This window comes from Motiliproteus sp. SC1-56, assembly GCF_017309075.1.
Taxonomy (GTDB): Bacteria; Pseudomonadota; Gammaproteobacteria; order Pseudomonadales; family Balneatricaceae; genus Motiliproteus.
In genome coordinates, this window is sequence record NZ_JAEMGS010000016.1 from 24080 (window position 1) to 50556 (window position 26477).

29 protein-coding genes are annotated in these 26477 nt (G+C 64.8%); 13 read left to right on the forward strand and 16 right to left on the reverse strand.

Features of this window, described 5'->3' with window-relative positions; all coding sequences use genetic code 11:
* Positions 1-179: 179 nt before the first annotated feature.
* The 3 genes from dnaG to rpsU all read right to left on the reverse strand — a co-directional run bounded on the left by dnaG (position 180) and on the right by rpsU (position 2939).
* Positions 180-2138: a DNA primase gene (gene dnaG, locus JGZ97_RS15555; RefSeq protein WP_207063617.1), complete on the reverse strand. Its 1959-nt coding sequence runs from the start codon at positions 2136-2138 to the stop codon at positions 180-182.
* Between the two features lie 86 nt (positions 2139-2224).
* On the reverse strand, positions 2225-2677 hold the full coding sequence (locus tag JGZ97_RS15560) for a GatB/YqeY domain-containing protein (protein ID WP_207063618.1): 453 nt from the start codon (positions 2675-2677) through the stop codon (positions 2225-2227).
* Positions 2678-2723: 46 nt separating this feature from the next.
* Positions 2724-2939 carry a 30S ribosomal protein S21 gene (gene rpsU / locus JGZ97_RS15565; RefSeq protein WP_207063619.1) on the reverse strand — a complete coding sequence of 72 codons (216 nt, stop codon included), beginning with the start codon at positions 2937-2939 and terminating at the stop codon, positions 2724-2726.
* A gap of 183 nt (positions 2940-3122) precedes the next feature.
* Here rpsU and tsaD point away from each other — a divergent pair, with 183 nt between their 5' ends.
* Entirely contained in the window at positions 3123-4160 is a 1038-nt protein-coding gene (tsaD, locus tag JGZ97_RS15570; RefSeq protein ID WP_207063679.1) for a tRNA (adenosine(37)-N6)-threonylcarbamoyltransferase complex transferase subunit TsaD, read from the forward strand.
* On the opposite strand, the gene plsY is transcribed toward tsaD, so the two are convergent.
* The gene (gene plsY, locus JGZ97_RS15575; protein ID WP_207063620.1) at positions 4157-4747 is read right to left on the reverse strand and encodes a glycerol-3-phosphate 1-O-acyltransferase PlsY; all 591 of its coding nucleotides are present in this window, start codon (positions 4745-4747) and stop codon (positions 4157-4159) included. The genes tsaD and plsY overlap by 4 nt on opposite strands.
* Before the next feature lie 94 nt (positions 4748-4841).
* Between plsY and folB the strand changes: the two genes are divergently transcribed.
* Both folB and folK read left to right on the forward strand, forming a co-directional pair.
* Complete coding sequence (gene folB, locus JGZ97_RS15580) at positions 4842-5198, forward strand: dihydroneopterin aldolase (protein ID WP_207063621.1); 357 nt, start codon at positions 4842-4844, stop codon at positions 5196-5198.
* The gene (gene folK, locus JGZ97_RS15585) at positions 5198-5722 is read left to right on the forward strand and encodes a 2-amino-4-hydroxy-6-hydroxymethyldihydropteridine diphosphokinase (RefSeq protein WP_207063622.1); all 525 of its coding nucleotides are present in this window, start codon (positions 5198-5200) and stop codon (positions 5720-5722) included. The genes folB and folK overlap by 1 nt, the downstream gene beginning before the upstream one ends.
* Positions 5723-5749: 27 nt before the next feature.
* On the opposite strand, the gene JGZ97_RS15590 is transcribed toward folK, so the two are convergent.
* The 9 genes from JGZ97_RS15590 to JGZ97_RS15630 are packed head-to-tail and all read right to left on the reverse strand — an operon-like array spanning position 5750 to position 14878.
* Positions 5750-6487 carry a pteridine reductase gene (locus JGZ97_RS15590; RefSeq protein WP_207063623.1) on the reverse strand — a complete coding sequence of 246 codons (738 nt, stop codon included), beginning with the start codon at positions 6485-6487 and terminating at the stop codon, positions 5750-5752.
* Positions 6480-7640 (reverse strand): hypothetical protein, encoded by a 1161-nt coding sequence (locus tag JGZ97_RS15595; RefSeq protein WP_207063624.1) that lies wholly within the window; start codon positions 7638-7640, stop codon positions 6480-6482. The genes JGZ97_RS15590 and JGZ97_RS15595 overlap by 8 nt, the downstream gene beginning before the upstream one ends.
* Complete coding sequence (gene glpE, locus JGZ97_RS15600; RefSeq protein WP_207063625.1) at positions 7637-7963, reverse strand: thiosulfate sulfurtransferase GlpE; 327 nt, start codon at positions 7961-7963, stop codon at positions 7637-7639. The genes JGZ97_RS15595 and glpE overlap by 4 nt, the downstream gene beginning before the upstream one ends.
* 21 nt (positions 7964-7984) lie before the next feature.
* Positions 7985-8809: a symmetrical bis(5'-nucleosyl)-tetraphosphatase gene (locus tag JGZ97_RS15605; RefSeq protein ID WP_207063626.1), complete on the reverse strand. Its 825-nt coding sequence runs from the start codon at positions 8807-8809 to the stop codon at positions 7985-7987.
* Positions 8810-8818: 9 nt separating this feature from the next.
* Positions 8819-9205, reverse strand: coding sequence for a Co2+/Mg2+ efflux protein ApaG (gene apaG / locus JGZ97_RS15610; RefSeq protein WP_207063627.1), 387 nt, complete (start codon positions 9203-9205; stop codon positions 8819-8821).
* On the reverse strand, positions 9202-10017 hold the full coding sequence (gene rsmA, locus JGZ97_RS15615; protein ID WP_207063628.1) for a 16S rRNA (adenine(1518)-N(6)/adenine(1519)-N(6))-dimethyltransferase RsmA: 816 nt from the start codon (positions 10015-10017) through the stop codon (positions 9202-9204). The genes apaG and rsmA overlap by 4 nt, the downstream gene beginning before the upstream one ends.
* A gap of 7 nt (positions 10018-10024) precedes the next feature.
* Positions 10025-11029: a 4-hydroxythreonine-4-phosphate dehydrogenase PdxA gene (pdxA, locus tag JGZ97_RS15620; RefSeq protein ID WP_207063629.1), complete on the reverse strand. Its 1005-nt coding sequence runs from the start codon at positions 11027-11029 to the stop codon at positions 10025-10027.
* Positions 11026-12321, reverse strand: coding sequence for a peptidylprolyl isomerase (locus tag JGZ97_RS15625; RefSeq protein ID WP_207063630.1), 1296 nt, complete (start codon positions 12319-12321; stop codon positions 11026-11028). The genes pdxA and JGZ97_RS15625 overlap by 4 nt, the downstream gene beginning before the upstream one ends.
* On the reverse strand, positions 12311-14878 hold the full coding sequence (locus JGZ97_RS15630; RefSeq protein ID WP_207063631.1) for an LPS-assembly protein LptD: 2568 nt from the start codon (positions 14876-14878) through the stop codon (positions 12311-12313). The genes JGZ97_RS15625 and JGZ97_RS15630 overlap by 11 nt, the downstream gene beginning before the upstream one ends.
* Positions 14879-15029: 151 nt before the next feature.
* On the opposite strand from JGZ97_RS15630, the gene JGZ97_RS15635 reads away from it, so the two are divergent.
* Genes JGZ97_RS15635 through djlA form a run of 3 tightly spaced genes read left to right on the forward strand, consistent with a single transcriptional unit; the run spans position 15030 to position 17580 of the window.
* Positions 15030-16070, forward strand: a complete 1041-nt coding sequence (locus JGZ97_RS15635; protein WP_207063632.1) for an aminoglycoside phosphotransferase family protein — start codon at positions 15030-15032, stop codon at positions 16068-16070.
* Entirely contained in the window at positions 16067-16747 is a 681-nt protein-coding gene (murU, locus tag JGZ97_RS15640) for an N-acetylmuramate alpha-1-phosphate uridylyltransferase MurU (protein ID WP_207063633.1), read from the forward strand. Before JGZ97_RS15635 ends, murU begins: the two co-directional genes overlap by 4 nt.
* Entirely contained in the window at positions 16744-17580 is an 837-nt protein-coding gene (djlA, locus tag JGZ97_RS15645; protein WP_207063634.1) for a co-chaperone DjlA, read from the forward strand. Before murU ends, djlA begins: the two co-directional genes overlap by 4 nt.
* A 1-nt stretch (position 17581) precedes the next feature.
* Here djlA and JGZ97_RS15650 read toward each other — a convergent pair whose 3' ends face one another.
* Positions 17582-18532, reverse strand: a complete 951-nt coding sequence (locus JGZ97_RS15650; RefSeq protein WP_207063635.1) for a DUF3530 family protein — start codon at positions 18530-18532, stop codon at positions 17582-17584.
* Between the two features lie 75 nt (positions 18533-18607).
* Between JGZ97_RS15650 and JGZ97_RS15655 the strand changes: the two genes are divergently transcribed.
* From JGZ97_RS15655 to JGZ97_RS15675, 5 genes are all read left to right on the forward strand, one after another.
* Positions 18608-19678 carry a lipid A deacylase LpxR family protein gene (locus JGZ97_RS15655; protein ID WP_370584081.1) on the forward strand — a complete coding sequence of 357 codons (1071 nt, stop codon included), beginning with the start codon at positions 18608-18610 and terminating at the stop codon, positions 19676-19678.
* A 71-nt stretch (positions 19679-19749) separates the two neighbouring features.
* Positions 19750-20418 (forward strand): ribulose-phosphate 3-epimerase, encoded by a 669-nt coding sequence (gene rpe, locus JGZ97_RS15660; protein ID WP_207063636.1) that lies wholly within the window; start codon positions 19750-19752, stop codon positions 20416-20418.
* Entirely contained in the window at positions 20418-21098 is a 681-nt protein-coding gene (locus JGZ97_RS15665) for a phosphoglycolate phosphatase (protein ID WP_207063637.1), read from the forward strand. The genes rpe and JGZ97_RS15665 overlap by 1 nt, the downstream gene beginning before the upstream one ends.
* Before the next feature lie 124 nt (positions 21099-21222).
* Positions 21223-22701, forward strand: a complete 1479-nt coding sequence (gene trpE / locus JGZ97_RS15670) for an anthranilate synthase component I (protein ID WP_207063638.1) — start codon at positions 21223-21225, stop codon at positions 22699-22701.
* Between the two features lie 87 nt (positions 22702-22788).
* A complete protein-coding gene (locus tag JGZ97_RS15675; protein ID WP_207063639.1) occupies positions 22789-23628 on the forward strand; it encodes an ion transporter in 840 nt (279 codons plus the stop codon).
* Here JGZ97_RS15675 and JGZ97_RS15680 read toward each other — a convergent pair.
* A complete protein-coding gene (locus tag JGZ97_RS15680) occupies positions 23618-24817 on the reverse strand; it encodes a diguanylate cyclase (RefSeq protein WP_207063640.1) in 1200 nt (399 codons plus the stop codon). The two genes, JGZ97_RS15675 and JGZ97_RS15680, sit on opposite strands and share 11 nt — an antisense overlap.
* A 151-nt stretch (positions 24818-24968) precedes the next feature.
* Here JGZ97_RS15680 and JGZ97_RS15685 point away from each other — a divergent pair, with 151 nt between their 5' ends.
* The gene (locus JGZ97_RS15685; protein ID WP_207063641.1) at positions 24969-25376 is read left to right on the forward strand and encodes a hypothetical protein; all 408 of its coding nucleotides are present in this window, start codon (positions 24969-24971) and stop codon (positions 25374-25376) included.
* Positions 25377-25442: 66 nt separating this feature from the next.
* Positions 25443-25754, forward strand: coding sequence for a YqfO family protein (locus tag JGZ97_RS15690; RefSeq protein ID WP_207063642.1), 312 nt, complete (start codon positions 25443-25445; stop codon positions 25752-25754).
* A gap of 88 nt (positions 25755-25842) precedes the next feature.
* On the opposite strand, the gene JGZ97_RS15695 is transcribed toward JGZ97_RS15690, so the two are convergent.
* Positions 25843-26391 (reverse strand): NUDIX hydrolase, encoded by a 549-nt coding sequence (locus JGZ97_RS15695; RefSeq protein ID WP_207063643.1) that lies wholly within the window; start codon positions 26389-26391, stop codon positions 25843-25845.
* Positions 26392-26477: the final 86 nt, after the last annotated feature.

Below are 26477 nucleotides of genomic sequence, written 5' to 3' on the forward strand. Positions count from 1 at the left end.
GTGTCACCCGCTGCGAACCCTGCGCGGGAGGCGGCGCTGCATTGAGGGGAGGAGCGCCTGACTGTTTGTGAGGAGTGTTTTCGACAATAACTGCTCACCAGTCCTTAATGGGGGCGTTTGTTGGCGTTTCAACTAGCATAGCCGACGCCGCCGCTTTTGCTTGGCTACAAAGGTAGCGGCTAGCGGCGGTGAAACTTGAGCAGCAACTTGTTGAGCTGGTCCCGCTCTTCGGCTTTGAGGGGGCTGGTCTTGTGCTTCTGTTTCAGTTGTTCCAGTTCCGCGAGCAGCCGTTCCCGGACCAGTTGGTGGAGGGCGTCGATAAATTCGCGCCCTTCGCCGACGCTGACCAGCAGTTCTTCTTCCAGTAACTCCTTGAGCAGGGGGTAATAGGGAGAGTCCTGCCACTCCACCAGTAAGACCGCGGGCTTGATCCCGGGGTTCCCGCGCAACTCATCGATCAGCGCCTTGAGCAGGCTGAGCTCCTGTTGCTGAATCTCGCCCAGGGCCTCGGTGGTTTCAAAATCCACTTTCAATGCCAGCTGGGGAAAGTGCAGCAGCCAGCGCAGGGCCTTGGTGGCGGTGGATGAGACGCGGGGGCGGGGAGCGGGCTCGGTGAAGCGCTGGCGCTCGCCCTTCCATTTCCGTGGCCTGCCTTGACCGTGGCTGGCGCCTTGAGTGTAGTGATGGTCCTGACTTTGACCATGACCATGACCATGACCATGACCATGACCATGGCCATGGCCTTGGTACGGGGCGGGTGCCGGGGGCGCGTCGCTGAACGCATAGGCGGGCTCTTCGTCGAAATAGCCCGGCTCCCACTCGGGAGGGGGCTCTGCCGGCTCGGAAGGCGGGCTTTCAAAAAAAGCGCTGTCCAGTCCTGTTATCTCCGCCAGTTGTTGCTTCATCAGCTGGCGAAAGGCGTCCCCGGGAATCTTGTCGATCAGGGGGCGCGCCAGCGCGCTCAGTTGGGCGCGGTCTTCGCCGCTCTCCAGGGTCAGCCCCTCGCTGAGAGCGGCAAAGAAAAAGGTCGACAGCGGTTGAGCCTGTTGAATCCGTTCCTCCAGCGCTTCCTTACCTTCGCGGCGCACGAGGCTGTCCGGATCCTCGCCGTCGGGGAGGAAGAGAAACCGCGCCTGGCGTCCGTCTTCCATCAGCGGCAGGGCGGTTTCCAGTGCCCGCCGCGCTGCCCGGCGTCCTGCGGCATCGCCGTCAAAGCAGAACACCAGATCTTTAACCAGTTTGTAGAGGCGCGTCAGATGGTGGGCGCTGGTGGCGGTGCCCAGGGTGGCCACGGCGTTGCGAATGCCGAACTGGGCCAGGGCTACTACGTCCATGTAGCCTTCGACGATCAGGATGCGCTCCAGTTGGCGGTTGGCCTGGCGTGCCTGGTAGAGCCCGTACAGCTCCCGGTTCTTGTGGAAGGTGTCGGTCTCCGGGGAGTTGAGGTACTTGGGTTTGTCGTCGTTGAGTACCCGCCCGCCAAAGGCGATGACCCGGCCGCGCATGTCGATGATGGGGAACATGATGCGGTCGCGGAAGCGGTCGTAACACTTGGCTTCCTCGGGCTTGAGAACCACCAGGCCGGCTTTGTCCAGCGCCCGTTGCGCCGGTTCCTGGTCGGCCTTGAGGTGCTTGAGCAGGTTGTCCCAGCCCGGGGGGGCGTAACCGATGCGGTATTCCTGGGCGATGCGGCCGCTCAGTCCCCGGTTTTTCAGGTACGTCACGGCCCGTTCTCGCTGGCGGTGCTGCCGCAGTTGCTGGCAGTAGTAGTCGGCGGCCTGCTGCAGCAGGTCGTAGGCCTCGTTGCGGGACTTGTCGGCTTGGCGCGGTTTGCCGTCCTCCTCGGGGACCTCGAGCCCGAGTCGGCGTGCCAGGGTTTCCACCGCCTGCGGAAAATCCAGGCGGTCATGCTCCATGACAAAGCCCAGCGCGTTGCCGCCGGCACCACAGCCGAAGCAGTAATAAAACTGTTTTTCAGGATTGACGCTGAAGGAGGGGGTCTTTTCCTGGTGGAAGGGGCAGAGGCCGGAATAGTTGCGCCCGGCGCGCTTGAGATTCAGGCGCTCTTCCACCACGTCGACAATGTCGGTGCGGTTGAGCAGGTCGTCGATAAAATCCTGGGGAATTCGTCCCGCCATCAAGGGTCCAGCCGGTTGGGCGCCAGGCGCCAGCTTAGCAGTCTGCTTGGCGTTAGAACAGTGACCGCCGGGGGCGATCGGGAGTATCAGCCCAGGCGGGCTTTGATGCGTTTGCTGACGGAACCCATGTCGGCGCGGCCCTGAAGCTTGGGCTTGAGCGCTCCCATTACCTGGCCCATCTCTTTCATTGAACTGGCGCCGGTCTGGTTGATGGCTTCCGCGATCAGTTGATCAATTTCGTCGTCGGTTAATTGGGCGGGAAGAAAGGTTTTAATCACCTCCAGTTCGTTCTTCTCCACCTCAATGAGGTCCTCACGGCCGGCGCTCTCGAACTGGGCGATGGAATCCCGACGCTGCTTTTGCATCTTGTCGAGGATGGCCAGCACTCTGGCATCGTCCAGTTCGATTCGCTCGTCGACTTCAACGCGCTTGAGCTCAGCCATGATCGAACGCACCGTCTGCAGGCGCGCCTTGTCTTTGGCGCGCATGGCTGCTTTCTGGGCGTCCTTGATCTGGATCTTGAGCGGGCAGTCTGCCATGGCTAAGCGCGGAGTCCGGTAACCGTGAATTCAGTAAAAGGTCTGCTTAGTACAGGCGCACGTGGCGGCGCTGCTCGCGCTGGACCTTCTTGGCGTGACGCTTGACCGCTGCGGCTGCCTTGCGCTTGCGAACGGACGTGGGCTTCTCGTAGAACTCACGACGACGGACTTCGGCGAGAACGCCGGCTTTTTCGCAGGAACGCTTGAAGCGACGCAGAGCAATGTCAAAAGGCTCGCTGTCACGTACTTTTACATGTGGCATTGAAGTTACCTTGGTTACCTTTGGTTGGTGCGTTTACTTAGATAAACGTTTGCTGCCTGTTTTTTAGCCAAAAAACAAAACAGGCGGCGTATTCTACTCGCAGCGCCCATCAACTGTAAACCCTCGGGAGGGACTCTGGTATGATGCGGCTTTTTCCAGTTTCCAGTGGGAGTGTAGTTGGCGATGCGTGTTCTGGGGATAGAGACCTCCTGTGACGAAACCGGTGTGGCCCTGTACGACAGTGATCGGGGGTTGCTGGCCGACGCCCTGTACAGCCAGGTGGCGATGCATGCCGAGTACGGCGGCGTGGTGCCGGAACTGGCATCCCGGGACCATATTCGTAAGCTGCTGCCTTTGATCCGCGAGGTCCTGCAGGAGGCAGGGGTGACTGAAAAGGAGGTGGACGCCATTGCCTACACAGCAGGGCCCGGCCTGATCGGGGCCTTGATGGTGGGCGCGTCCCTGGCCCGGGGCCTGGGGTACGCCTGGGGTGTGCCGGTACTGGGGGTGCATCACATGGAGGGGCACCTGCTGGCGCCCATGCTGGAGGAGACGCCGCCGGCGTTTCCCTTCGTGGCGTTGCTGGTCTCCGGCGGTCACACCCAGCTGGTGGAGGTGACAGGGCTCGGCGCCTATCGCCTGTTGGGGGAATCCCTGGATGATGCCGCCGGCGAAGCCTTTGATAAGGCCGCCAAGATGCTGGGGCTGGATTACCCCGGCGGCCCCCTGATCGCCAAGCTGGCCGAGCGGGGCACCGCGGGGCGGTTCCGCTTCCCGCGCCCGATGACCGATCGCCCGGGGCTCGATTTCAGCTTCAGTGGCCTCAAGACCTTTACCCTCAACACGGCTGATGGCCTGCGCGATGCGCAGGGCGAGCTGGCGGAGCAGGACCGTGCTGATATTGCCCTGGCATTCCAGGAAGCGGTGGTGGATACCCTGGCAATCAAATGCCGTCGCGCGCTGCAGCAGACCGGGTTCAAGCAACTGGTGATCGCGGGCGGGGTCAGCGCTAATCAGATGCTGCGTGAGCGCCTTGAGGCAGCGGTGGCGCGGGAAGGGGCGAAACTGTTTTACGCCCGGCCGCGGTTTTGCACCGATAACGGCGCGATGATCGCCTATGCCGGTTGTCAGCGGCTGCTGGCCGGTGAGCAGGACGACCTGAGGATTCGGGCGCGTCCGCGCTGGCCGTTGAACGAGTTGCAGCCGGTGGCGGCGGGCTAGAGACGGTTTTCCCGCCCCCGCCGCAGGTCCAGGATATTGCGCCGGTGGCGCCACAGCAGGGCCAAGCAGGCCACCCCCAGGTAGGGCAGGTAATCCGGCGCCAGCCAGTAACCAAGCACCGGCGTGATCAACGCCATGGTCAGCGCCGCCAGGGAGGAGATCCGAAAGCGCAGCGCCAGCAGCAGCCAGCCGGTGATCTGCAGTAACCCCATGAGCGGATTCAGCGCCAGGCAAACGCCGAGCATGGTCGCCACGCCTTTTCCCCCTCGAAAGCCGAAGAACAGCGGCATCAGGTGGCCGCAGAGGGCGGCAAGGCCGATCAGTCCCACCCAGTGGGGTGGCAGGTTCCAGGCCAGTGCCAGGGCCACCGGCACAAAGCCCTTGGCCATATCCCCGGCCAGGGTGAGGATGGCGGCGCGGTAGCCGCCGATCCGCAGGACATTGGTGGCGCCGGGGTTGAGCGAGCCCTGCCGCCTGGGGTCCTGCAGTCCCAGCAGGCGGCAGACGAGGACGGCGCTGGAGACCGATCCCAGAAGATAGGCTCCGCATGCCAGAAGCGGCGCAGTTGACTGAAATGTGCCGGTCATGGGAGGCTTCCGAGCCTTTGGGGAGTAGGGTAACTAGGGTTTTAGCAGAAGCGGCGGGGGGAAGTAAACCACCGCCCAGTAAAGGGACAACAGAATGGATATCGTTTACGTAAAAGGGCTGGAGGTGGAGACAGTTATCGGCATCTACGACTGGGAGCGGCGCATTCGCCAGCGCGTGGTGCTGGACCTGGAGATGGGCACCGATATCCGCGCCGCCGCCGCCAGCGAGGATATCGAACAGACCCTCAACTACAAGACCGTTTCCAAGCGCCTGGCCGCGTTTATCGGCGAGAGCGAGTTCCAGCTGGTGGAAACCATGGCCGAGTCGATTGCCGAACTGGTATTGCGGGAATTTCCGGTGCCCTGGCTGCGACTGCGCCTGGGCAAGCCCGGGGCGGTGACCGGGGCCGAGGATGTGGGGGTGATTATCGAGCGGGGCGCCCGTCCCTGATGGTCACGGTGTACCTGAGCTTGGGCAGCAATATCGACCGCTGTCACTATATCACCCGCGCCCTGGATCGCCTCGCCGACGACTTCGGCCCGTTACAGATCTCCAGCGTGTTCGAGAGCGAGGCGGTGGGGTTCGAGGGGGATCCTTTCTACAATCTTGCCGTCGGGCTCTCAACCGATCTCCCGGTCGACGCCCTGTACCGTCGTCTGCGGGAGATCGAGCACGACAACGACCGCTGCCGCCAGGCCGTCAAATTCAGCTCCCGTACCCTGGATATCGATATCCTGAGCTACGGCGACTATATCGGCGCCTTCGAAGGCGGTCACCTGCCGCGCGCGGAGATCACCTACAACGCCTTTGTGCTCTGGCCTCTGGCCGAGATCGCGCCGGCTGAGCACCACCCGGAGCTGGGCCGCAGCTATGCCGATCTATGGGCCGATTTTGAGCGCGGAAAGCAAAAACTGCGACCGGTCTCCTTTGCCTGGCGCGGGCGGGAACTGTCCAGGCTGGAAGACAGCCGTTAGGGCCTCGCGTCGAGGGACCGTGCAACCTCAGGTGATCGACTTGCCGCCGTCAACCGCCAGGATCTGCCCCGTTACGTAACCGGCTTCGAGCAGGTAGGCGACTGCTTCTGCGATGTCCCGGGGATTCCCGTACCGGCCGAGCAGGGTGCGCCCCAGCGTTGCCTGTTCGGCTTCTGCATCGCGGGCGGCGGCGCCCTCCGGCGGCAGGATCGGTCCGGGGGCGACGGCGTTGACCCGCACCCTTGGGGCGAGCTCCGTGGCCAGGGCCCGGGTCAGTCCGCCGAGCCCCGCCTTGGCGCTGCTGTAGATGGGAAACCCGGGCAGCCCTCGTTCGCTGTTTACGTCGGCGATGTTGACGATGGCTCCCTGTTGTTCACTCAGGGCCGGCGCCAGCGCCTGGCTGAGGAAGAAGGGCGCTTTGAGGTTGGACCCCAGCAGCTGCTCCCAGGCCTCTTCGGAGGCCGAGCCCAGGGGAGTGGGGTAGAAATCGGATGCGTTGTTGACCAGTCCGTCGAGGCGCCCCCAGCAGTCTGTGGCCGCCTCGGCCAGTTGAAGCACCTGGGTCGTGTCCACCAGATCGGCCTGCAGGGTCCGGGCGCTGTTGGCCCGTTTGCTGTTGAGGCGTTCGCTCAACGACTCCGCCGCCTGTCGGCTGCCGCGGTAGTGGATCAAAACCCGGTAGCCTCGGCGGTGAAGGCGTTCGGCGATAGCCGCGCCGATACGGCGGGCGGCGCCGGTAATCAGCACCACGCGGGGCTCAGTCACGGGCCGGCTCCTTCAGGGGCGCTTCTTCCAGAGTCTGTTCTTCCAGAGTCAGCAGGCGTCGCCGGCGCAGTTCGCTGCCCAGATTTTTGCCCTTGAAGCCTTCGGCGACCAGCGCTCGCGGCTCGACGGCTTCAATGGCGGCGACGGCTCTCTGAAAGCGCTCGCCGGCGGCAAACGGCAGCGCTTCATCGAGGCCCGCCAGGGCGCGGCAGGCAAGCAAAAAGGGCGCTAATCGCTCCGGGCGGCGGGAAAGGTCGAGCCGTTCGTAGAGTATGAGCAGCGCTTCTGCGTCGAGGGGGGGGCGCTGTAGCAGGGTGGCCCCCAGCTCGGCCAGGAGCAGCACCGCGTCCTGAAAGACACGGGGCGCGCGCAGCCGCTCCAGCATGGCCGGCAGGCGTTGCGACGCCTCTTCGGCGAAGAAGCAGAACACCGCCAGGCGCGTGGGGGCCGGTGCGTGCAGGGCGCAGGCCCGCTCCAGTGCGGCCAGGGCGCTGTCTCCAAGGTCGCCGGCGAGGATGGCGTCCAGTTCGGGCATTAACTCGGCCAGCGCGCCGCAGCGGTGAAGGCAGTCAAAGAACACCCCCGGCGAGGGTTCGCAGAGGGCGCGTTCCAGCTCCTGCCACACCCGCTCGCGGGTCAGCTCCTGCAGCTCCCCACTGTGGGCAATCCGGCTCATCAGGGCCTGAGTTTCGGCGGCGATGGTGAAGCCTAGGTGGGCAAAGCGGGCGGCAAAGCGGGCCACCCGGAGCACGCGCAGGGGGTCTTCGCTGAAGGCCGGGGAAACGTGGCGCAGGCGACGCGCCGCCAGGTCTTCGCGGCCGCCGTAGGGATCGATGATCTGACCGTCCGGGTCCTCCGCCATGGCGTTGATGGTCAGATCCCGGCGCAGCAGGTCCTCTTCCAGGGTGACGTCCGGACTGGCAAAAAACTCAAAGCCCTTGTAGCCCCGGCCGGCCTTGCGCTCGGTACGTGCCAGGGCATACTCCTCTTTGGTCTTGGGGTGGAGAAAGACCGGGAAGTCCTTGCCCACCGGCACAAAGCCCTGGGCCTGCATCTCCTCCACCGTCGCCCCGACCACCAGCCAGTCCCGGTCGTAGACCGGGTAGTCAAGCAGGCGGTCGCGTACCGCGCCTCCCACGAGGTAGGTTTTCACGGGGTGCCGGTGTCGCAGGTTTCGGGGTAGCGCGTCTGCCAGATCTCATAGCCTCCGTTGAGGCTGTAGACGGCCTCGAAACCGCGCTCAAACAGGTACTGGGCGGCCGGCTGGCTGCTGTTGCCGTGGTAGCAGCAGACGATCAGCGGCAGGTCGAGGTCGTTGCGGTCGATAAATTCCTGCAGGTTGTGGTTGCCCAGGTGCTGGGCGCCGCGAATGTGGCCACGGGCGAAACTCTCTTCATCGCGGATATCGGCCAGGGCGGCGCCGGCGTCCAGCAGGGCCTTGGCTGCATCGGGGTCGATCAGTTGAAACTGCTCCATAAACGTCTCCTCGCAGAAGGGTCAGGCGTAGCCGGGGCTTTCGACGCAAAAACGCGCCTGGTCTTCCAGGCGCAGCGCGGTGAGCGGACCGCCCCAGACACAGCCGGTATCCAGGGCGTAGACGCCGGCGGCGCTGGCGCGCCCTTCCAGGGACGCCCAGTGGCCGAACAATAGCCGGGTGCCGGGGTCACGGCGGCCGGTAAGGCTGTACCAGGGGGCGAAGCCGGGCGGGGGCGCCTGGGGGCCGGTCTTGGTGGTCAACTCAAGGGTGCTGTCGGCATCGCAAAAGCGCATGCGCGTCAGGTAGTTGGTGATCAGGCGCAGGCGCGGCCAGCCGTCCAGGCTGTCGTCCCAGCGGGCCGGCTCGTTGCCGTACATGTGGCCGAAATAGTCCCGTAGGAGGGCTTCATCACGGGCGCGAAGCACCGTCTCCACCTCCGCTGCGTAGTCGCCGGCCTGTTCCAGGGTCCAGGCCGGCGGCACCCCGGCGTGGGCCATGGCGTAGCCGCACTCGGCGTCATGGTGGAACAGCGGCTGATGGCGTAGCCAGTGCAGCAGCTCGTCCCGGTCGGGCGCGGTCAGGATGCCGTCCAGGGTGTCCTTGCGGTTTTTCTTTTCTCCGCGCCAGGCGACGGCCAGCAGATGCAGGTCATGGTTGCCGAGGACCACCGTGGCCCGCTCGCCCAGCGAACGGACAAAGCGCAGCACCTCCAGGGACTGGGGGCCGCGGTTCACCAGGTCGCCGCAGAGCCAGAGCCGGTCGGCGTCACTGAAGCGTACATGGTCCAGCAGCCGGCGCAGTTCGCGGTAGCAGCCTTGCAGGTCGCCGATGGCATAGGTCGCCATGAGGGCCCCTCAGTGCAGTGCGTGGGGCAGGGCGAGGGTGAAGGCCGGCACCTGGGCGCGGAAGTGCTCGCCACCGGCGGTGCGCATGCCGTAGTACCCGGTCATGCTGCCGACCTCGGTGGAGATGACGGTGCCGCTGGTGTAGCTGTAGCTGGCGCCGGGCTGGATCACGGGTTGCTCGCCGACCACGCCCTGGCCTTCGACCTCCTGCACATGGCGGTCGCCATCGGTGATGATCCAGTGGCGGGTGAGCAGTTGCACCGGTTCGCTGTCGCCATTGGTGATGGTGATGTTGTAGGAAAACACGAACCGCTTGTTGTCCGGGTCCGATTGTTCGTCCAGGTAGTGGGTCTGGACTTCGATGTCGATGCTCTCGCGGTGTTCGGTGGCGCTCATCGCGTGTCAGACTCCTTGTGGCGGCTGAATGCGTCGGCCAGGGCCACGAACGACTCCAGGCTCAGGCGCTCGGGGCGGATTCCGGGGTCGATATTCAGCGCTTCGATTTCGGCCGCCGGCAGCAGCGGCTTGAGGTTGTTGCGCAGGGTCTTGCGCCGCATGCTGAAGGCGGCCCTTACCAGCTGCTCCAGGTCCGCTTCATTTCGTGCCTTGAGGGGAAGATCGGCATAGGGGACCAGGCGCACGATGGCCGAATCCACCTTGGGCTGGGGGTGGAAGGCATGGGGGCTGACCACAAACAGGGGCTCCACCCGGCAGCGGTACTGGGCCATGATCCCCAGGCGACCGTAGGCGCTCTCCCCGGGCTGGGCCGCCAGCCGGTCGACCACCTCTTTTTGCAGCATAAAGTGCATGTCCTCGATCAGCCCGCTGTGGCTCAGCAGGTGAAAGATCAGGGGCGTGGAGATGTTGTAGGGCAAGTTACCGACGATCCGCAGCGGCCGGCTGTCCTCGGCCAGCTGGGTGAAGTCGAACTTGAGGGCGTCGGCCTGGTGAATGCGAAAACGCTCTTCGTAGCGAAAAAACTGGGTTCGCAGTACCGGGATCAGGTCCCGGTCCAGCTCCACCACGTCCAGTTCGCCGCAGGCCTCCAGCAGCTCCTCGGTCAGCGCGCCCAGGCCGGGGCCGATCTCCACCAGGTGCTGGCCGGGTTGTGGGTGGATGCTGCGGATGATGCGTCGGATGACATGCTCATCCTGCAAAAAATTCTGGCCGAAGCGCTTGCGCGCCCGGTGTCCAACGGGATGTTTCATGCCGCTCCTAGGTTGTCGATTGACGGTTTTCGGCCATCATCACCGCGTGACGCAGTGCCGTTTCCAGACTGCCGGGGTCCCCCTGGCCGGTGCCGGCCAGGTCCAGGGCGGTGCCGTGGTCCACCGAGGTGCGGATGATTGGCAGCCCCAGGGTGATATTGACCGCCCGACCGAAGCCCTGGTACTTGAGCACCGGCAGCCCCTGGTCATGATACATCGCCAGTACCGCATCGGCACCCTCGAGCTGGCGGGGGGTGAACAGGGTGTCGGCGGGCAGCGGCCCGGCCAGGTCCAGCCCTTCGCTGCGGAGCGCTTCAAGGGTAGGGGTGATGATTTCCAGCTCCTCGCGGCCCAGGTGGCCACCTTCGCCGGCGTGGGGGTTGAGCCCGCACACCCGAATCTTAGGCCGTGACAGACCGAAGTAGCGGATCAGGTCGCGGTTGAGCACCCGGCATACCCGCGCCAGACGTTCGGCCGTAATGGCTTCGGCCACCTGGGCCAGGGGCAGGTGGGTGGTGACCAGGGCGACGCGCAGGGCGTCACTGGCCAGCATCATCACCACCTGCTCGGTATGGGTGCGTGCCTGCAGGAATTCGGTATGGCCGCTGAAGGCGACGCCGGCTTCGTTGATCACCCCCTTGTGCACGGGGCCTGTGACCAGCGCGTCAAAAGTACCCGCCAGGCAGCCGTCGACGGCCTGGGCGAGGGTCTCGAGCACGTAGGGGGCGTTGCGCGGGTCCAGCTGGCCTGCCGTTGCGGGTGTCGCGGCGGGGATGGCCTGCACCCACAGCTCGCCCGCCTGGGCGGCTTGCGCCGGCTGGCCCGGTGCGAAGGGGCGCAGACGAAGCGGCAGTCCGAGCTGCCGGGCGCGGGCTTCGAGCAGTTGGGGGTCGGCCAGAGCCACTACCTGGGCGGCCTGGCGCTGCTGGGCCAGGCGCACGCAGAGGTCCGGGCCGAGGCCCGCGGGCTCGCCCGGGGTCAGGGCAATGCGGGGAAGGGGCTTTGCGGTCACAGCTTGAGCTCGAGGTAGGCCTGGGAGCGGAGCTCGTTCAGCCAGTTGTTCAGCTCTTCGGCAAACTTGCGCTTGCGAATCGCCTCGCGGGCTTCGTTGGCGAGCAGGTCCTCCCCCAGGTCCTTTTCGCGCTTGTCCTGAACCTCGAGGATGTGCCACCCAAAGCGGCTCTTGAAGGGCTCGCTGAGCTCGCCCACGGCGGTCTGCGCCAGCTGCGCTTCAAAGGCCGGGACCATCTGTCCGGGTAGAATCCAGCCCAGGTCGCCGCCGATGCTGCCGCTGCCGACGTCGTCGCTGAACTCCTTGGCCAGCGCGGCAAACTCTTCTCCGGCCTGCAGGCGCCGGTGCAGGTCCTGGGCTAGCTGACGGGCCTGGGCGTCGGTGCGGATTTCGCTGGGGCTGATGAGTATATGGCGGGCTTTCGTCTGCTCTACCAGGCGCACGGCACCGCCGCGGCGGTCCACCAGCTTGAGGATGTGGAAGCCGCCGCCCATGCGCACGGGGCGGGTGATTTCGCCGGGCTTGAGCTCCTTGGCGGCTTCGGCGACGGTCTCGGGCAACTCCGCGAGGTTGCGCCAGCCCAGGTCCCCCCCCTCCAGGGCATTGGCCGCCTTGGAGACGGCGACCGCGGTTTCGGCGAAATCAGCCCCGGCCTCGAGCTCGCGGTAGGTCCGCATGGCGCGGGCCTCAACGGCCTCGACGGCCTCGGGGCCGGCCTCGCGGGGCAACGGCAGCATGATGTGGGAGAGGCGCACGTCAGGCAGGGCCTGCTCTCGCCCCTGCTCCGAGGCCAGGAAACTCTCCACCTCCTGGTCGGAGATCTGGATGCGCCGGTTGACCAGCCGCTCGCGCACCTGGGTGATGAGCATCTCGCTGCGGATCTGCTCGCGCACCTCGCGGTAGTTCTGGCCGGACGCTTCGAGCTCGGCCTTGAAGGCGGGCAGGCTCAGGCCGTTGCTGGCGGCGATGCGCTCCAGGGTGCTATCGAGCGCCTGCTCGGTGATGGCCAGGCCGTTCTGCTCGGCCTGTTGCAGCTGCAGCCGGTCCAGGATCAGCTTGTCCAGCACCTGGCGGCGCAGAGCGTCTTCCGGCGGCAGGCGGGTGCCGCGCTGGCGCAACTGCTCGCGGACCACTTCCGTGCGCCGGTCCAGCTCCGAGGCCATGATCACGTCGTTGTCCACCACGGCCACCATGCGATCAAGCTGCACCTCCTCGGCCTGGGCGCTCAGGGCGGTCCAGCACAGGCTCAGCGCCAGCAGCCGGCGAACAGTGGAAAAAAGCTTAGTTGTCATAATCCTCGCGCTCTTGGAAACCGGAAATCTCTTCCAGGAAATACTTGGCTTTGGGGCCCTGGTCGCCGCTCGCCCGCGTGCCGATGGTGCCGAGCCCCTTCAGAATGAATTGCAGGTAGAGGCCGCGATTCTCCCGGTCCTCGTCGTCGTCGATCCAGCGTCGGTAGAGGGTGCGGACGCGCCAGCAGCAGTTCTCGTACTCAAGCCCGGCGATCTGGTCCAGGGCTTCGTCGTTTTGCCGGTCCTGCAGCCAGCGGGCCAGCAGGCTCCAGCGGGCGTTCAGCGGCCAGATGGCGGAAAAATCGGCCTGGTCCAGGGTGTCTTCAGCGTACCGGTAGCTCAGGTTCAGCTGGTGATCGATATCTGACTGGTAACGCAGCTTGAAGTTTCGCTCGCGGTTCTCTTTGAGGTCCTGGCTCCATTCGCCGTCGGCGCTCAGACGCAAATTGTCACTCAGGTTCCACAGGGCTTCGGCGGCAAGCCGGGAGCGTTCGTCGATCAGGCGGTCCGCTGCCGGGTCCAGCCGCACGTCGCGGTCCTCCAGGTAAACGATCTGCCCCAGGCTGGCTCGGATCCGCTCGGCACCGTCGGCTTGCAGGACCCGACTGGTGAGGCCCAGCGTCACCTGGTTGGTGTCGCCGATCCTGTCCAGGCCGCTGAAGCGGTTGTCGCGGAACAGTTGGCTGTAGCTGAAGGTCAGCTCCGAGGAGTCGAAGTCGGGCAGTTCGCTCTGATCCCGGAACGGCACATATAAATAGAACAGTCGCGGCTCCAGGGTTTGGATATAGGAGCGGTTGTTGAAAGAGAGGTCGCGTTCGAAGAAGAGCCCCCCGTCGAGACTGGCCAGGGGCAGGGTGCGGTCGGGGTTTTCGCTGTTGCCCGCCGGCTGGTTGTCCAGCTGGTAGCGGGTGTGGGTCAGGCGCAGGCGGGGGTTGAAGAAGGCCCAGGGCCAGCTGTAGGGGCGCTCCAGGGTGGTCTCCAGGTGCAGGCGCCGGCCGGTGATGCGCGCGATGCCGCTGAAGCCGCTGGGGTCGCGGTCAAACTCGGTAAACTCGGCCATATAACGCCACTGCAGCGGCAGGCTGTCGGGGCTGCCGTTCAGGCGTAGTTCGGGCACCTTGCGGTAGGGCAGGGCGGCGGTGCTGCTGATGGTCTGGTAATCCTGCAGGCGGGCCAGGGCCTGCCAGCTGCGGCCTTGATACTGGAGCTGGGCCAGTTGGTCCAGGTGGGTGTCGCGGGCAATGTTGAGGTCGGTGTCCAGCTCGTCAAAGTAGTCGTTGTCACTGACCTTGTTGTAGTTGATGCGGCTTGACCAGCCCGGCGCCGGCCTGCCGCTGTGGTCCAGCCCCAGCGCCCAGCGGTCCTCGCCGCGCAGGTCGTCGTCGGCCAGATACGCCGTGCTCAGCTCGTAGCGGCCGTTTGCACCCAGGTAGCGGAACTCGTTCTCGAGCATCAGGCCTCGCCGGGCGATGACCCGCGGTGTCAGGGTGTCGTCGTAATTGGGCGCCAGGTTGAAGTAGTAGGGCGCCGCCACATCCAGGCCGTTTTCGGTGGTGTGGGCGATGCTGGGGTTTAAAAAGCCCGACTTGCGGCGGTCGTCGATGGGAAAGTGGATGACCGGTACGTAGAGTACGGGAACGCCGCCGATCCGCAGGGTGGCATGGCGCGCCGAGCCGAACCCCACCTCCTTGTCGAGTACGATCTTGCTGCCGTGGATCATCCAGGAGTCGTTGCCGGGTTCGCAACGGGTATAGGCGCCGTCGCTGATTTCCACGATGCCGTCGGCGCGGGTGACCACCCGTGCGGCGCTTCCGCGCAGGTGCTGCGGATGAAACACGAAGCGTGCGTTTTTCATCGCGGTGGTCTTGGCTTCCAGGTCGACCTGGGCGCTGTCGCCGAGAATCAGGGTGCCGGGGGCGCGGAACTGCACCAGGCCGTTGGCCTGGGCGCGCTGCTGGTCGTGCTCAAGCAGCGCCGACTGGCTGCGCAACTGGTTGTTGCCCTGGCGCAGGTAGATGCCGCCGGCGAGCTCGGTCTGGGTGCTGTCCTGGGTCCGGGCCTGGCCGGCTTCGACGTGAATCGCCTGCTCGGAGGGGGCCTGGGTGGCGTCTTCGAAGTCGAAGGCCGGTTGAATATAGGCGCCGTCACAATGGGTTTGTGGATCGACGCCGCCGGGGTTGGGGTACCAGTCGAGATCGGCGAAGGGCAGCAGCGGGCCGTGCGCTTGGATCGCGGTCTCGCCGGCGCTCAACGGGCGGCGCTGGCAGTCCCAGGCGCGCGCTTCACCGGGACCGGGTTCGCACTGCCACTGCGGCTCAAAGGTGTCCCCGGTGGTCTGCGCCGCGGGCCGGGCGTAGGCGTCCGGGTAGGTCTGGTGGTAGGGCTGACCACCTGGGCCGCCACCGGGTGCGACCTGGCATTCCCAGCCACCTTTTTTCCCTGCTGCCGGCTGGCACTGCCAGGCCGAGTTCGAGCCGGTATCTGCCCCTGCCGGTGCATTGACGGCCAGCAGGCAGAGAAACAGGCTCCGTCTGAGCGATCGCTGGATGGCTGGCATGGGTGGCGGGCAGAGCTCCAAAAAATACGCCCGCGGGAGCGGCGCGAGGCCTGTCCGTGGGCGGTGGAATTCGAGTAAGATGTGCCCGCGAATGATAATGGAAGCCCGGGTCAATTCCTAGATGGCCTCGGCGTTGTAGCATGGTAAGGGTATGGATAAACGGTTAGAAGCGTTGCGAAAGTGGGTCGGGGATAGCCTGCCGGCAATGGGGGTGGATCTGGCTCATGACTGGACGCTGACGCCGGTCTCGGGGGATGCCAGCTTTCGTCGCTATTTTCGCGTCCACAGCCATAACTTGAGCTGGGTCGCGGTGGACGCCCCGCCCGAGCAGGAGGACAGCGTTCCCTTCGTGGCGATCGCTCGGGCCTGGGAGCCCCTGGAAATTCATGCCCCCCGCGTGTTCCGGGCAGATCTTGAGCAGGGGTTCATGCTGCTGTCGGACCTGGGGGATACCCTCTATCTGGACCGGCTCGACCCGGACAGCGCCGATCACCTGTACCGCCAGGCGCTGGTGACTCTGACCCATATTCAACAGTGCCGTCACATTCAGGGGCGACCTTTGCCGCCCTACGATGAAAGTCTGCTGCGGCGGGAGATGGCGCTGTTCCGCGAATGGTTCCTGCAGCGCCTGCTGGGGTTGCTTCTCAGTGCCGGCGAGCAGCAACTGCTCGACGGGCTTTTTACCCGGTTGGTGGATTCTGCCTTGGAGCAGCCCCGGGTCTGCGTGCATCGCGACTACCACTCGCGCAACCTGATGGTCACCGACGATGCGGTACCTGGGGTGATCGACTTCCAGGATGCGGTGTTGGGGCCCGTTACTTATGACTTGGTGTCGCTGCTGCGTGATTGTTATATCGACTGGCCCCAGGGCCAGGTCGAGCAGTGGGCGCTCAGCTACCTGGACCTGGCCCGGGAGAGCGGCATCTTCGAGCCGGTTGCGCCGGAGCGTTTCCTGCGCTGGTTCGACCTGATGGGCATGCAGCGCCACCTCAAGGCGATCGGCATCTTTGCCCGCCTGAAGCTGCGTGACGGCAAGGGGGGGTACCTGGCGGACATTCCCCGTACCCTGGGCTACCTGTTGAGCGTTGGCGCCCGGCACCCCGATAGCGAGGCCTTCACCGACTTTTTGCGTACCCGGGTTGAGCCGGTGATGGCGACTCATGGCGCTTTTGCCGCCGAGGCGCTGCAATGAGAGCGATGATCCTGGCCGCAGGGCTTGGCACCCGGATGCGCCCGCTGACCGATCACTGCCCCAAACCGCTGCTCGAAGCCGGGGGCAAACCCCTGATTGAGCACCACCTGGAGCGACTCGCGGCGGCGGGCTTTGACGAGCTGGTGATCAATACCGCCTACCGGGGGGCGCAACTGGAAGCGGCCCTGGGCGACGGCGCCCGCTGGGGCGTGCGGATCCGCTATTCGCGCGAAGGCGAGCCTCTGGAAACCGGCGGCGGCATTCGGCAGGCGTTGCCGCTGCTGGATGGGGGGGATGACGCCCCTTTTTTGGTGGTCAACGGGGATATCTGGTGCGACTACGACTTTGCCGCCCTGCACGGCCGTACGCCAGAGCTGGCGCACCTGGTGCTGGTGGATAACCCGTCCCACCATTCCGATGGGGATTTCGCCCTGCACCAGGAGCGGGTGGTGGTCGAAGGCGAGTCGCGGCTGACCTTCAGCGGCATCAGTCTGCTGCGTCCCTCCCTGTTCCAGGGTCTGGCGGAGGGGGCCTTCCCGCTGGCCCCGCTACTGCGCCAGGCCATGGCGCAACGGGCAGTGAGCGGCGAGCACTACCGTGGCGCTTGGACCGATGTCGGGACACCCGAGCGCCTCGCGGCCCTTGATACGTCCTTGCGCCGGGGGGGGCGGGGGTGACCGCGCAGGAGCTGGGGCGCAGCCTCTATCAGAACCGCACCGGGTTGCTGGTGGGGGCGCTGGTCGGCTTGTTCAGCGGCGGCCTGTTCGGGGTGCTATTCGGAGCCGGGGTGGGCTTTTTCTTTCAGCGCAGCCTGAAGGGGGTGGATGTCGGTACCTTGAATCCGCAGAAGGCGTTTTTTGAAGCCACCTTCGCCGTGATGGGCAAGGTGGCCAAGGCGAACGGTCGCGTCACCGAGGAGGAGATCCTCTACGCCCGGGAGGTGATGGCGCGGATGAATCTCTCCGAGGCCAAGCGACGCGAGGCGATTGAACTGTTCAACCGCGGCAAGCAGGCCGATTTCGAGGTGGAGGCCCTGGTGCGGCCGCTGGCCCGCCTGATCAACCACCGCGCCGCGGTCAAGCAGATGTTCGTGGAGATCCAGCTACAGGCCGCTTTCGCGGACGGCCCGGTGGGTGAGGCGGAGCTGCAGGTGATCCAGGAGATCTGCGCCCTGCTGCGGATCGAGTATGCCGCCCTCGAGCAGATCCTGCGGCGCTGCCAGGCCGAACAGGCCTTTCACTCACACGCCCGGGGTGGGCAGCGGTCGTGGCAGAGCGGAGCGAACGAGGCGCAGCTCTTGCGCGAGGCCTACGGCGTGCTGGGGGTCGATGAGTCGGCCCCGGAGGCGGAGCTGAAAAAAGCCTACCGTCGGCTCATGAGTCAACACCACCCCGACAAGCTGATCGCCCGCGGGTTGCCCGAGGAGATGATGGAGCTGGCGAAAGAGAAAACCCAGGAGATCCAGAGCGCTTACGATCGTATTCGCCGGGCACGGCGCGGTCAGCGCTGACTCAGCGGGTGCCGGGGGGCGCTTCGCGGGTGAGCGGTTCGCTGGCCTGCACCCGGGGGGCTTGCGGCACCGGCTCAACCCGTTTGGCGATCAGGCCGCGCAGCACCGAGACCAGGCGCTGGTCGGTTCGTTTCCAGTCGCTGGGGTGGTGCGGAATGTGGTATTGCACATAGTTCGCCATGCCCTGGCGGCGCGCGGCCTGGGCCCGGCGCTTGGCCAGCAGGTCCGCCGGGTCGCTGGCGGTGATCGTGCTGTGAAAGATGTCCAATACCGGTATCTGCATTCGGGCGACCAGCTCGTGCAATGCGGGCTCGATGCTTCGCTGCGGGCGCAGGGCGTCGATCAACACCAGGCTGTTCACCCGCTGGTTCTGAAACTCCGCGCTGTAGCGGCCGGCCCAGTAGGCGCCGCTGCCCGCTCCCAGCACCATAAAGTGCGTCGCCCCCTGTTCTTCCAGATAGCGCAGCCCCGACTCGATGCGATCGGTGATCTGCTGGTAGTGCTGGTCGAGCAGCTTGCCTTCCTCCCCCAGCGCCTCGGCCGCCAGAGTCTGCTCCACCGGCAACCGGGGTTGGTCGGGCACCGCGATGGAGAGGGTGTGCCAGCCGGCCTCAGGCAGGCCCAGGCGGATGGACTTGATCGCCCCAGGCCAGTCGGCGCTGGTGCGGTCATGGTGCAGCAGCAGAATGCCGCCCTTGGGGTGTGGAGCCAGGGCCGGTTGGTAGAGGCCGAGAAAGGACTCCTGGTTGGTTTCCAGCCAGACCACCTCCGTCTCCTCGCCCTGGGAGTGGGCGAGGGCCTGCAGGCGTTGCTGCTCAAGATCCGGTAGAATGCGCCCGCCCGGGGCCTGCGCCGGCTCCTGGGCACGCAGGCCGAGGCTGCTGGCGAGCAGCAGCAGGCCGAGGCCGAGCGACCTCGTAAGGGGTGAGATGCGGAGGCTAAACTGAGTCATGGCCGGGATTATACGCATCCGTCGACAGGATATACCATGGTCTCCTGCCGGGTGTGGTCCACAGAGAGGTGAAGGGTGGCGGTTAACAGAATCTGGATGGGGCGGCTGCTGGCGCTGCTGGCGTGTCTGGCCGGCCCGGTTGGCGCCGCCTGTGTGGCCGACCCCCGCTCCGGTGACTATCACCGTTGGACCGGCAACCTCTACTTCGAGAACGACCTGTTTGCCGAAACGGATCAGAACTACACCAACGGCATTCGTGTCTCGGCGATCTCCCCCAACCTGGACAGCTTTCGTCAAGACCCGCTGCTCGCGCCCTGGGTGCGCAGCCTCAACCATCATCTGCGCTTTCTTTACAGCAACCGCGAGGGCGATTCGTGCCTCAGCCGGCGGCTGGTGCTGACCCTGGGGCAGACCATCTATACGCCCCAGGACATCGACGCCACCGAGGTGGTGGAGGATGAGCGTCCGTACGCCGGGTGGCTCTACGGTGGCGTCGCTTACCACCTGCGCAGTGATGGCCACCTGGAAAGCCTCGGGTTCAACCTCGGAGTGGTCGGCCCCCTGGCCTTTGGCGAGCAGGCGCAGAACTTCATCCACGACCTGCGTGGTTTCAAGCGCTTCAAGGGGTGGGACAACCAGCTCAAGAACGAGCCGGGCGTGCAGCTGCTGTACGAGTTCAAGCAGAAGTGGGCCGACAGTGGCCCCGGGCTGGGGGTGGACCTGATCGCCCACGGCGGCGGCAGCCTGGGGAACGTGGCCACCTACCTGAATGCCGGAGTCGAAGGGCGGCTGGGCTGGAACCTGCCTGATGACTTCGGTACCTCGGCGGTGCGCCCGGGGTCGGATAACAGCGCCCCGGACAGCGCCTGGGACCCCCGGGGGCCGGAGCGCTGGGGCTGGCACCTGTTTGTCTCCAGCGATGTACGCCTGGTGCTCAGGGATATTTTCCTGGACGGCAACACCTTTACCGACAGTCACAGCGTGGATAAGAACCCGCTGGTGGGGGATATCTACGCCGGCTTCAGCATTCATTACCGGCGCCTTAAGCTCTCCTATGCCCGGGTCATGCGCACCCGTGAGTTCGATGAACAGGACAGCCTCCACCGTTACGGCTCGCTGTCCCTGAGCTGGCACCAGGTGTTTTGAGACTGCCCTGACAAGTCCCGGCGCTCCGCGCTAGAATAGGGCGCTTTGCCATTCCAGCGCTGAGAGCTGCCATGAAAGACTTCAAGATCGCCCCGTCCATTCTCTCCGCCGACTTCGCCCGCCTCGGGGAAGAGGTTAACCAGGTGCTCGATGCCGGTGCCGATATCGTTCATTTTGACGTCATGGACAACCATTACGTCCCCAACCTGACCATCGGTCCCATGGTCTGCAAGGCCCTGCGCAATCATGGGATTACGGCGCCCATCGACGTTCACCTGATGGTCAAGCCGGTGGACCGGATCATCGGTGATTTCATCGAGGCCGGCGCGACCTACATTACCTTCCATCCCGAGGCCAGCGAGCACATCGATCGCAGCCTGCAGTTGATTCGTGAAGGGGGTTGCAAATCAGGGTTGGTGTTCAACCCCGCAACCCCGTTGCACTGCCTGGAGCATGTGCTGGACAAGGTCGATATGGTGCTGTTGATGTCGGTGAACCCGGGTTTTGGTGGCCAGAAGTTCATTCCCCATACCCTGGAAAAGGTCAAGCAGGCCCGGGCCATGATCGATCGCAGCGGCCGTCCTATTCGCCTGGAAGTGGACGGCGGCATCGGGGTGGACAACATCGCCGAGGTCGCCCGCGCCGGGGCCGATACGTTTGTCGCGGGCTCGGCCATCTTTAATACCGCCGACTACGCTGCCACCATCGCCGCCATGCGGGCGCAACTGGCGACCCTGTAATGCCTGCTCGCGGACCCTTTGCCGTTGATCAGGCGCCGCAGGCGGTGCTGTTTGACCTGGACGGGACCCTGATCGACAGTGCCCCAAGCCTGGCTCGGGCGGTGGACGTGATGCTGGGGCAGTTGCAGCGCCCGGCGGCCGGTGAAGCCCGGGTCCGGGACTGGGTGGGTAATGGGGCGCGGGTGCTGGTGCACCGTGCCTTGACGGAGGGCTCCGAGGCGGATGTGGATCCGGCACTCCTGGAGCGGGCGCACGGGCTTTTTCTCCAGGCTTATGGCGAGGCGCCCGAGGCCGGCACCCTGGTTTACCCCGGAGTGCGCCGGTTTCTGGATGCGCTGCGGCGTCGGGGGCTGCCTCTGGGCCTGATCACCAATAAGCCGGCCGCGTTTATCCCGCCGTTGCTAAAAAGCTTTGAATTGGAAGTCTTTTTTGCACTGACTCTCGGCGGCGACAGCCTGGCGGAGAAAAAGCCGCACCCGGCGCCGCTGCTGCACGCCGCTCGTCATTTCGGGGTTGCCCCCGGGCGCTGCCTGATGGTGGGGGACTCGCGCCATGATATCGAGGCGGCCCGCCGAGCCGGCTGTCCGGTGGCGGCGGTCAGTTACGGCTATAACCACGGTGAGCCCGTGGGGGATGCAGCGCCCGACTGGGTAGTTGATTCACTGCCCGAGCTGCTATAAGGTTTTTCTCTCTTTCATTGGTTGTAAAAGGGTTTTTCCGGCATGGACCAACTGCTCGAACCGGGATTTCGATGGCGAGACTGACCGTTTCCGCCCGCGCCCATTCACCTGTCCGGATAACCCCATGACCCCTGAACACTTTGCCGCCCTGGCTGGCCAGAACTACAACCGTATTCCCGTGATGCGTGAGGTTCTGGCCGATCTCGACACGCCCCTCAGCACCTACCTGAAGCTGGCCGATGGCCCTTACTCCTACCTGCTTGAATCGGTGCAGGGCGGTGAAAAATGGGGCCGTTACTCGATCATCGGCCTGCCTTGTCGCACGGTGCTCAAGGTCCATGGTCACGAGGTCTCGGTGGAGACCGACGGCAAGGTCACCGAGCGTCACGAGGAGGCCGATCCCCTGGCCTTTGTCGAGGCCTTCCAGCGTCGCTACCGGGTGCCGGACCTGGAGGGGCTGCCCCGCTTTAATGGTGGTCTGGTGGGTTACTTCGGCTACGACACGGTGCGCTACATCGAACCGCGTCTTTCCCGCGTGCCGCCGGACACCCTGGGCACGCCCGACATTCTGCTGATGGTCTCGGACGAGGTGGTGGTCTTCGACAACCTCAGTGGCAAGCTGATTCTTATCTGCCACGCCGATCCGGCTGAAAAAGATGCGCTGGACAACGCCCAGTTACGCCTGGACGAACTGGTGGCGCGGCTGCGCTTCGCGGTGCCGGGCCCGGTGGAGCCCGGCTCGGGGCAGGCGGTCAACGAATCGGACTTTGTCTCCGGCTTTGAGCAGGCCGATTTCGAGGCAGCGGTAGAGCGCATCCGCGAGTACATTCTGGCCGGGGACGTGATGCAGACCGTGATCTCCCAGCGCATGTCGATCCCCTTCGACGCCAAGCCCCTGGATCTCTACCGGGCGCTGCGGATGCTCAACCCCTCGCCCTACATGTACGCGCTCAACCTCGGCGATTTTCACGTGGTGGGCTCCTCCCCCGAGATCCTGGCCCGGCTGGAGGACGGCGAAGTGACCGTCCGCCCCATTGCCGGTACCCGTAAGCGCGGCGCCACCCCGGAGCAGGACAAGGCCCTCGAGGCGGAGCTGCTGGCCGACCCCAAGGAGATCGCCGAGCACCTCATGCTGATTGACCTGGGGCGTAATGATGTCGGCCGGGTGTCGGAGATCGGCAGCGTCGAGCTGACCGACAAGATGGTGATTGAACGTTACTCCCACGTCATGCACATCGTCTCCAACGTCACCGGCAGGCTGAAACCGGGCAAGAGTGCCATCGACGTGCTGCGGGCCACTCACCCGGCGGGTACTCTCAGCGGGGCGCCGAAGATCCGGGCCATGGAGATTATCGACGAGCTGGAGCCGGTAAAGCGTGGTGTCTACGGCGGCGCCGTGGGCTACCTCTCCTGGAGCGGCAACATGGACACTGCGATCGCGATCCGCACCGCGGTGATCAAGGACGGCACCCTGCACATTCAGGCCGGTGCAGGCGTGGTGGCCGACTCCGTGCCCCGGTTGGAGTGGAAAGAGACTCTTAACAAGGGGCGGGCGGTGTTTCGCGCCGTCGCCATGGCCAGTCGGGGAGTGGACCAGCTCTGACGATCGGCGGCGAGGTGCGGCTTGGAAAGCGGCGCCTTCGCCCGCATAATCCGCATCTCCTGAACTGCCTTGCGTGAGTAGCGGATAATGAACACCCCCAGCCTTCAGCAGCGCTTTGGCGAGCTGCGCAGTAACAAGCTCTTCGAACTCTTCGTGGTCGCCGTGATTATCGGCTCGGCGCTGCTGGTCGGGGCCAAGACCTACGAGCTGCACCCTTTGACGCAGCAGGCGATCACCTGGCTGGATCGACTGGTGACCCTGATTTTCCTCGCTGAAATCAGCATCCGTTTTCTCGGCGAAGAGCAGAAACGGCACTTCTTTCGCAACGGCTGGAACGTTTTCGACACCCTGATCGTGGTGGTGAGCCTGATCCCCATCGACAACAGCGACATGGCGCTGGTGGCCCGGCTGGTGCGGGTTTTCCGGGTGTTGCGGATGGTCTCCATCATTCCCGAGCTACGCCTGCTGCTCAACTCCCTGCTCAAGGCCCTGCCGCAGCTGGGTTACGTGCTGCTGCTGATGTTCATCATCTTCTATATTTATGCCGCCATGGGCAGCACCCTGTTCGAGCATATCAATGAAGAACTATGGGGGGATGTCAGCATCGCCCTGCTGACCCTGTTCCGGGTGATGACATTTGAGGACTGGACCGACGTCATGTACGAGACCATGGTCGTCTATCCGTTGAGCTGGGTCTATTACATCACCTTTATCTTCTTTACCGCGTTCGCCTTTCTCAACATGGTGATCGGGATCGTCGTCAACGTGATGAACGATGAGCACGCCAAGGTGCTGAAGCAGAAGGCGAAAGAGGCGCATGAGCCGACCCTTGTCGACCTCTACGCGAAACTTGAGGCGATGGAGGCGCAGCTGCAGCGTCAGGCCGGCGCCGAAAACGCCTCCCGCAGGGACTCACTTAGCGGCTGATCACTCGGTTGCGGCCACCCTCCTTGGCCTCGTAGAGGAGCTCATCGGCTCGCAGGAGCGTCTGCTCCACGGCTTCACCGTCCCGGTAGTCGGTGACCCCGATACTGGTGGTCACCGGCAGGGGCTCGCCGGCGGGGGTCTGAATCTCGGCGTTCTCAAAGGCGGCGCGGATCCGCTCGGCGGCGCCCAGGCTCTCCCCGGCGCTGAGTCCGGGCAGCACCACCATGAACTCCTCGCCGCCGAAACGGGCGATGATGTCGGTCTTGCGCAGTTGCTGGCGCAGGATCTCGGCGGAGTGACGCAGCACCTGGTCGCCCATGAGGTGTCCGTGGTTATCGTTGATGCGCTTGAAGCGGTCCAGGTCGCACATCAGCACGGAAAAAGGGCGGCCCTGGCTCTGGTGCAGTTCAATTTCGGCCTCGAGCCGTGCCATCAGGACCCGCCGGTTGATCAGCCCGGTCAGGGGGTCGCGGGTGGACTCGCGGTAAAGCTTGAGCAGCATCAGCAGCTGACCTCCCTGCACCCAGAAGGTAATGCCGCAAATCAGGCTCAGAACCCAGAGGGTATTGAGGCTGGCGGTGGTCAGCAGGGTGCCGGCCCAGAGTTCGACTCCCGCGTAGCAGAGCAGTACCGTGAGCATCAGCCCCGCACCGTAGAGCAGGGTCAGGGGGAAGAGGCCGGTCAGCGCCACCATCATGTAGGGCATGCCGGTGTAGCCCGCCAGCGCAGGTTCAGGGGTGCCTTGCTGCATGATCACCATGGCGGCGGAATAGAAAAGGCCGGGGGCGAGCAGGGTCAGAAACAACAGGATATGGATGTGCAGGGGTCTTGGCCGCAGCAGCGCCAGTAACCAGATCAGCACCAGGGCCCCGGCGAGCACACCGCGCGCCACGGCCATGGGGGTGAAGTGTTCGGGGTTTAACGTGAGGTAGTCCACCGGTATCCAGGCCGGCACCGCCACGATAAAGAACGCCAGCATGAAGCGCAGCCGTTGGGCGATATAATTGGCCCGGGTCTCGCAGAAGTCCTGCGAGTGGCTGCGGGCGGTCAGGATGTCGCTGAGCCGAAAGCCCCCGAGTGTGCCGCTGATGCGATCAAGCATCGGGTCGGCGACGGAACCGGCGGGAAGGTGGGTGTCGCTGCGCTGCTCCGACGGCTGCGGGGCTTCCTTGCCGATTTTGCTACGCATGGCTCGATTTCCTTGAAAAACAAGCCATAAGGATAAAGCATCGGGTCGTGATCCGCCATTGGACTGCCCGTTTGTTGCGCGCCGCAGCATTGCTCCCCTGCTGGCTGGCAGCTATTTTTTGAACTCAAACCAACAGCCGGAGACGCGGTTGATGTCTTTTCCCGCCAGTGATGCCGCCAAGGTGCAGGCCAGCTTTCAGCGCTGCGCCGAAAATCCCGCCTTTATCGATGATTTTTATGCCTTTTTTGTCGGCATGTCCCCGGCCGTGGCGGCGGCCTTTGCGCATACCGACATGGATCAGCAGGCCGTGATGCTCCGCGCCTCGCTGGAGCTGATACTGCCCGGCGATGAGCACGGGGCGCGCCAGCAGGTGCTGGGACGGCTGGCCCGCCTTCATGGCCCGGACGGGGTCAATATCCCCCCGCGGCTTTACGACTACTGGCTGGAGGCGCTGCTGGACACGCTGGCGGTACATGACCCCGATTACAACCCCGCTTTGGAGGCGATCTGGCGCCGTGTACTGGTGGAGGGGGTCAAGCAGGTGCGTCAGTGCGTCTGAGTCGTGACAGTAGAGATCCGAACCGCAGAGCAAGAACCTTAGAGCAAGAACCGTCGAGGAGAAGGGGTGTATAAATTCTGTTTTTTTGTACCCGAGACCCATGTCGAAGCGGTGAAAGAGGCGCTTTTCGCTTGTGGCGCGGGACGAATCGGCAATTATGACTGCTGTTGCTGGCAGACGCTCGGGGAGGGCCAGTTCCGGGCGGGCGAAGGCAGCGAGCCTTTTCTGGGGCGGGTGGGCGCGGTCGAGAAGGTGGCCGAGTACAAGGTAGAAATGGTCTGCAGCGCTGAGCTGATAGCGCAGGCGGTAGCGGCCCTGAAACGGAGCCACCCCTACGAAGAGCCGGCTTACGAGGTGTTTAAGCTGGAGTCGTTTTAGAGGCCGGTACCGTGCTAGCGGGGGGCTTTCGAAGAGACTGAAGTCGCGGTGTGGCCCCCGTCACGCCGTTAGCCGGTGCGTTTACGGTTCACCGAGGCTGCAGAAGCTCACCGTCAATGTCCAGGTGGTGAAGGGGAAAGGTGCCCCGGCGACGATCGTTGAAGTAAAGCTGAAGGGCCTTGCTAATGGTGCTGAACGCCAGGGCTTCCCAGGGTATGTCCGCTTCCTCGAACAGCCGGGCCTCCAGGGTTTCTTCTCCGGCAGCGAAGTTCGGTGTCGGCAAGGTGGCGAGAAACAGCATCTGCACCTGGTTGATGTGGCGGATACTGCTGATGGTGTAGAGGGATTCAAGCTGCACCCGGGCGCAGGCCTCTTCCAGGGTTTCGCGCAGGGCCGCTTCGCGCAGGCTCTCTCCGTTTTCCATAAACCCGGCGGGCAGGGTCCAGCGACCGAGCCGCGGCTCGATGGCGCGACGACACAGGAGCACCCGCTCCTCGTGGACTGCCAGGCAGCCGGCAATGATGCGCGGGTTCTGGTAGTGAATCCGGCCGCACCGGTCGCAGCCGTAGCGGGGCCGGTTGTCGCCGTCCGGCACCCTGAGGCTGACCACTGAGCCGCAATGACTGCAATAATTCATTCGCTTTCTCCGCCGTCTCCTCGGGCGGCCTTCTCCAACATAGGCTGCCGCGGTTATGATGGCTGACAACAGTCAGCCGCATCAAG

What these genes read in the sequence shown, in the direction of transcription:
- folK (WP_207063622.1), top strand. Translation starts at nt 5,198, where the DNA reads ATGGTCACGGTGTACCTGAGCTTGGGCAGCAATATCGACCGCTGTCAC.
- rpsU (WP_207063619.1), bottom strand. Translation starts at nt 2,939, where the DNA reads ATGCCACATGTAAAAGTACGTGACAGCGAGCCTTTTGACATTGCTCTG.
- rsmA (WP_207063628.1), bottom strand. Translation starts at nt 10,017, where the DNA reads ATGAAACATCCCGTTGGACACCGGGCGCGCAAGCGCTTCGGCCAGAAT.
- JGZ97_RS15650 (WP_207063635.1), bottom strand. Translation starts at nt 18,532, where the DNA reads ATGACTCAGTTTAGCCTCCGCATCTCACCCCTTACGAGGTCGCTCGGC.
- murU (WP_207063633.1), top strand. Translation starts at nt 16,067, where the DNA reads ATGAGAGCGATGATCCTGGCCGCAGGGCTTGGCACCCGGATGCGCCCG.
- JGZ97_RS15695 (WP_207063643.1), bottom strand. Translation starts at nt 26,391, where the DNA reads ATGAATTATTGCAGTCATTGCGGCTCAGTGGTCAGCCTCAGGGTGCCG.
- trpE (WP_207063638.1), top strand. Translation starts at nt 21,223, where the DNA reads ATGACCCCTGAACACTTTGCCGCCCTGGCTGGCCAGAACTACAACCGT.
- JGZ97_RS15680 (WP_207063640.1), bottom strand. Translation starts at nt 24,817, where the DNA reads ATGCGTAGCAAAATCGGCAAGGAAGCCCCGCAGCCGTCGGAGCAGCGC.
- JGZ97_RS15625 (WP_207063630.1), bottom strand. Translation starts at nt 12,321, where the DNA reads ATGACAACTAAGCTTTTTTCCACTGTTCGCCGGCTGCTGGCGCTGAGC.
- glpE (WP_207063625.1), bottom strand. Translation starts at nt 7,963, where the DNA reads ATGGAGCAGTTTCAACTGATCGACCCCGATGCAGCCAAGGCCCTGCTG.
- plsY (WP_207063620.1), bottom strand. Translation starts at nt 4,747, where the DNA reads ATGACCGGCACATTTCAGTCAACTGCGCCGCTTCTGGCATGCGGAGCC.
- JGZ97_RS15665 (WP_207063637.1), top strand. Translation starts at nt 20,418, where the DNA reads ATGCCTGCTCGCGGACCCTTTGCCGTTGATCAGGCGCCGCAGGCGGTG.
- JGZ97_RS15635 (WP_207063632.1), top strand. Translation starts at nt 15,030, where the DNA reads ATGGATAAACGGTTAGAAGCGTTGCGAAAGTGGGTCGGGGATAGCCTG.
- rpe (WP_207063636.1), top strand. Translation starts at nt 19,750, where the DNA reads ATGAAAGACTTCAAGATCGCCCCGTCCATTCTCTCCGCCGACTTCGCC.
- dnaG (WP_207063617.1), bottom strand. Translation starts at nt 2,138, where the DNA reads ATGGCGGGACGAATTCCCCAGGATTTTATCGACGACCTGCTCAACCGC.
- apaG (WP_207063627.1), bottom strand. Translation starts at nt 9,205, where the DNA reads ATGAGCGCCACCGAACACCGCGAGAGCATCGACATCGAAGTCCAGACC.
- JGZ97_RS15630 (WP_207063631.1), bottom strand. Translation starts at nt 14,878, where the DNA reads ATGCCAGCCATCCAGCGATCGCTCAGACGGAGCCTGTTTCTCTGCCTG.
- JGZ97_RS15675 (WP_207063639.1), top strand. Translation starts at nt 22,789, where the DNA reads ATGAACACCCCCAGCCTTCAGCAGCGCTTTGGCGAGCTGCGCAGTAAC.
- tsaD (WP_207063679.1), top strand. Translation starts at nt 3,123, where the DNA reads ATGCGTGTTCTGGGGATAGAGACCTCCTGTGACGAAACCGGTGTGGCC.
- JGZ97_RS15605 (WP_207063626.1), bottom strand. Translation starts at nt 8,809, where the DNA reads ATGGCGACCTATGCCATCGGCGACCTGCAAGGCTGCTACCGCGAACTG.
- folB (WP_207063621.1), top strand. Translation starts at nt 4,842, where the DNA reads ATGGATATCGTTTACGTAAAAGGGCTGGAGGTGGAGACAGTTATCGGC.
- JGZ97_RS15685 (WP_207063641.1), top strand. Translation starts at nt 24,969, where the DNA reads ATGTCTTTTCCCGCCAGTGATGCCGCCAAGGTGCAGGCCAGCTTTCAG.
- JGZ97_RS15560 (WP_207063618.1), bottom strand. Translation starts at nt 2,677, where the DNA reads ATGGCAGACTGCCCGCTCAAGATCCAGATCAAGGACGCCCAGAAAGCA.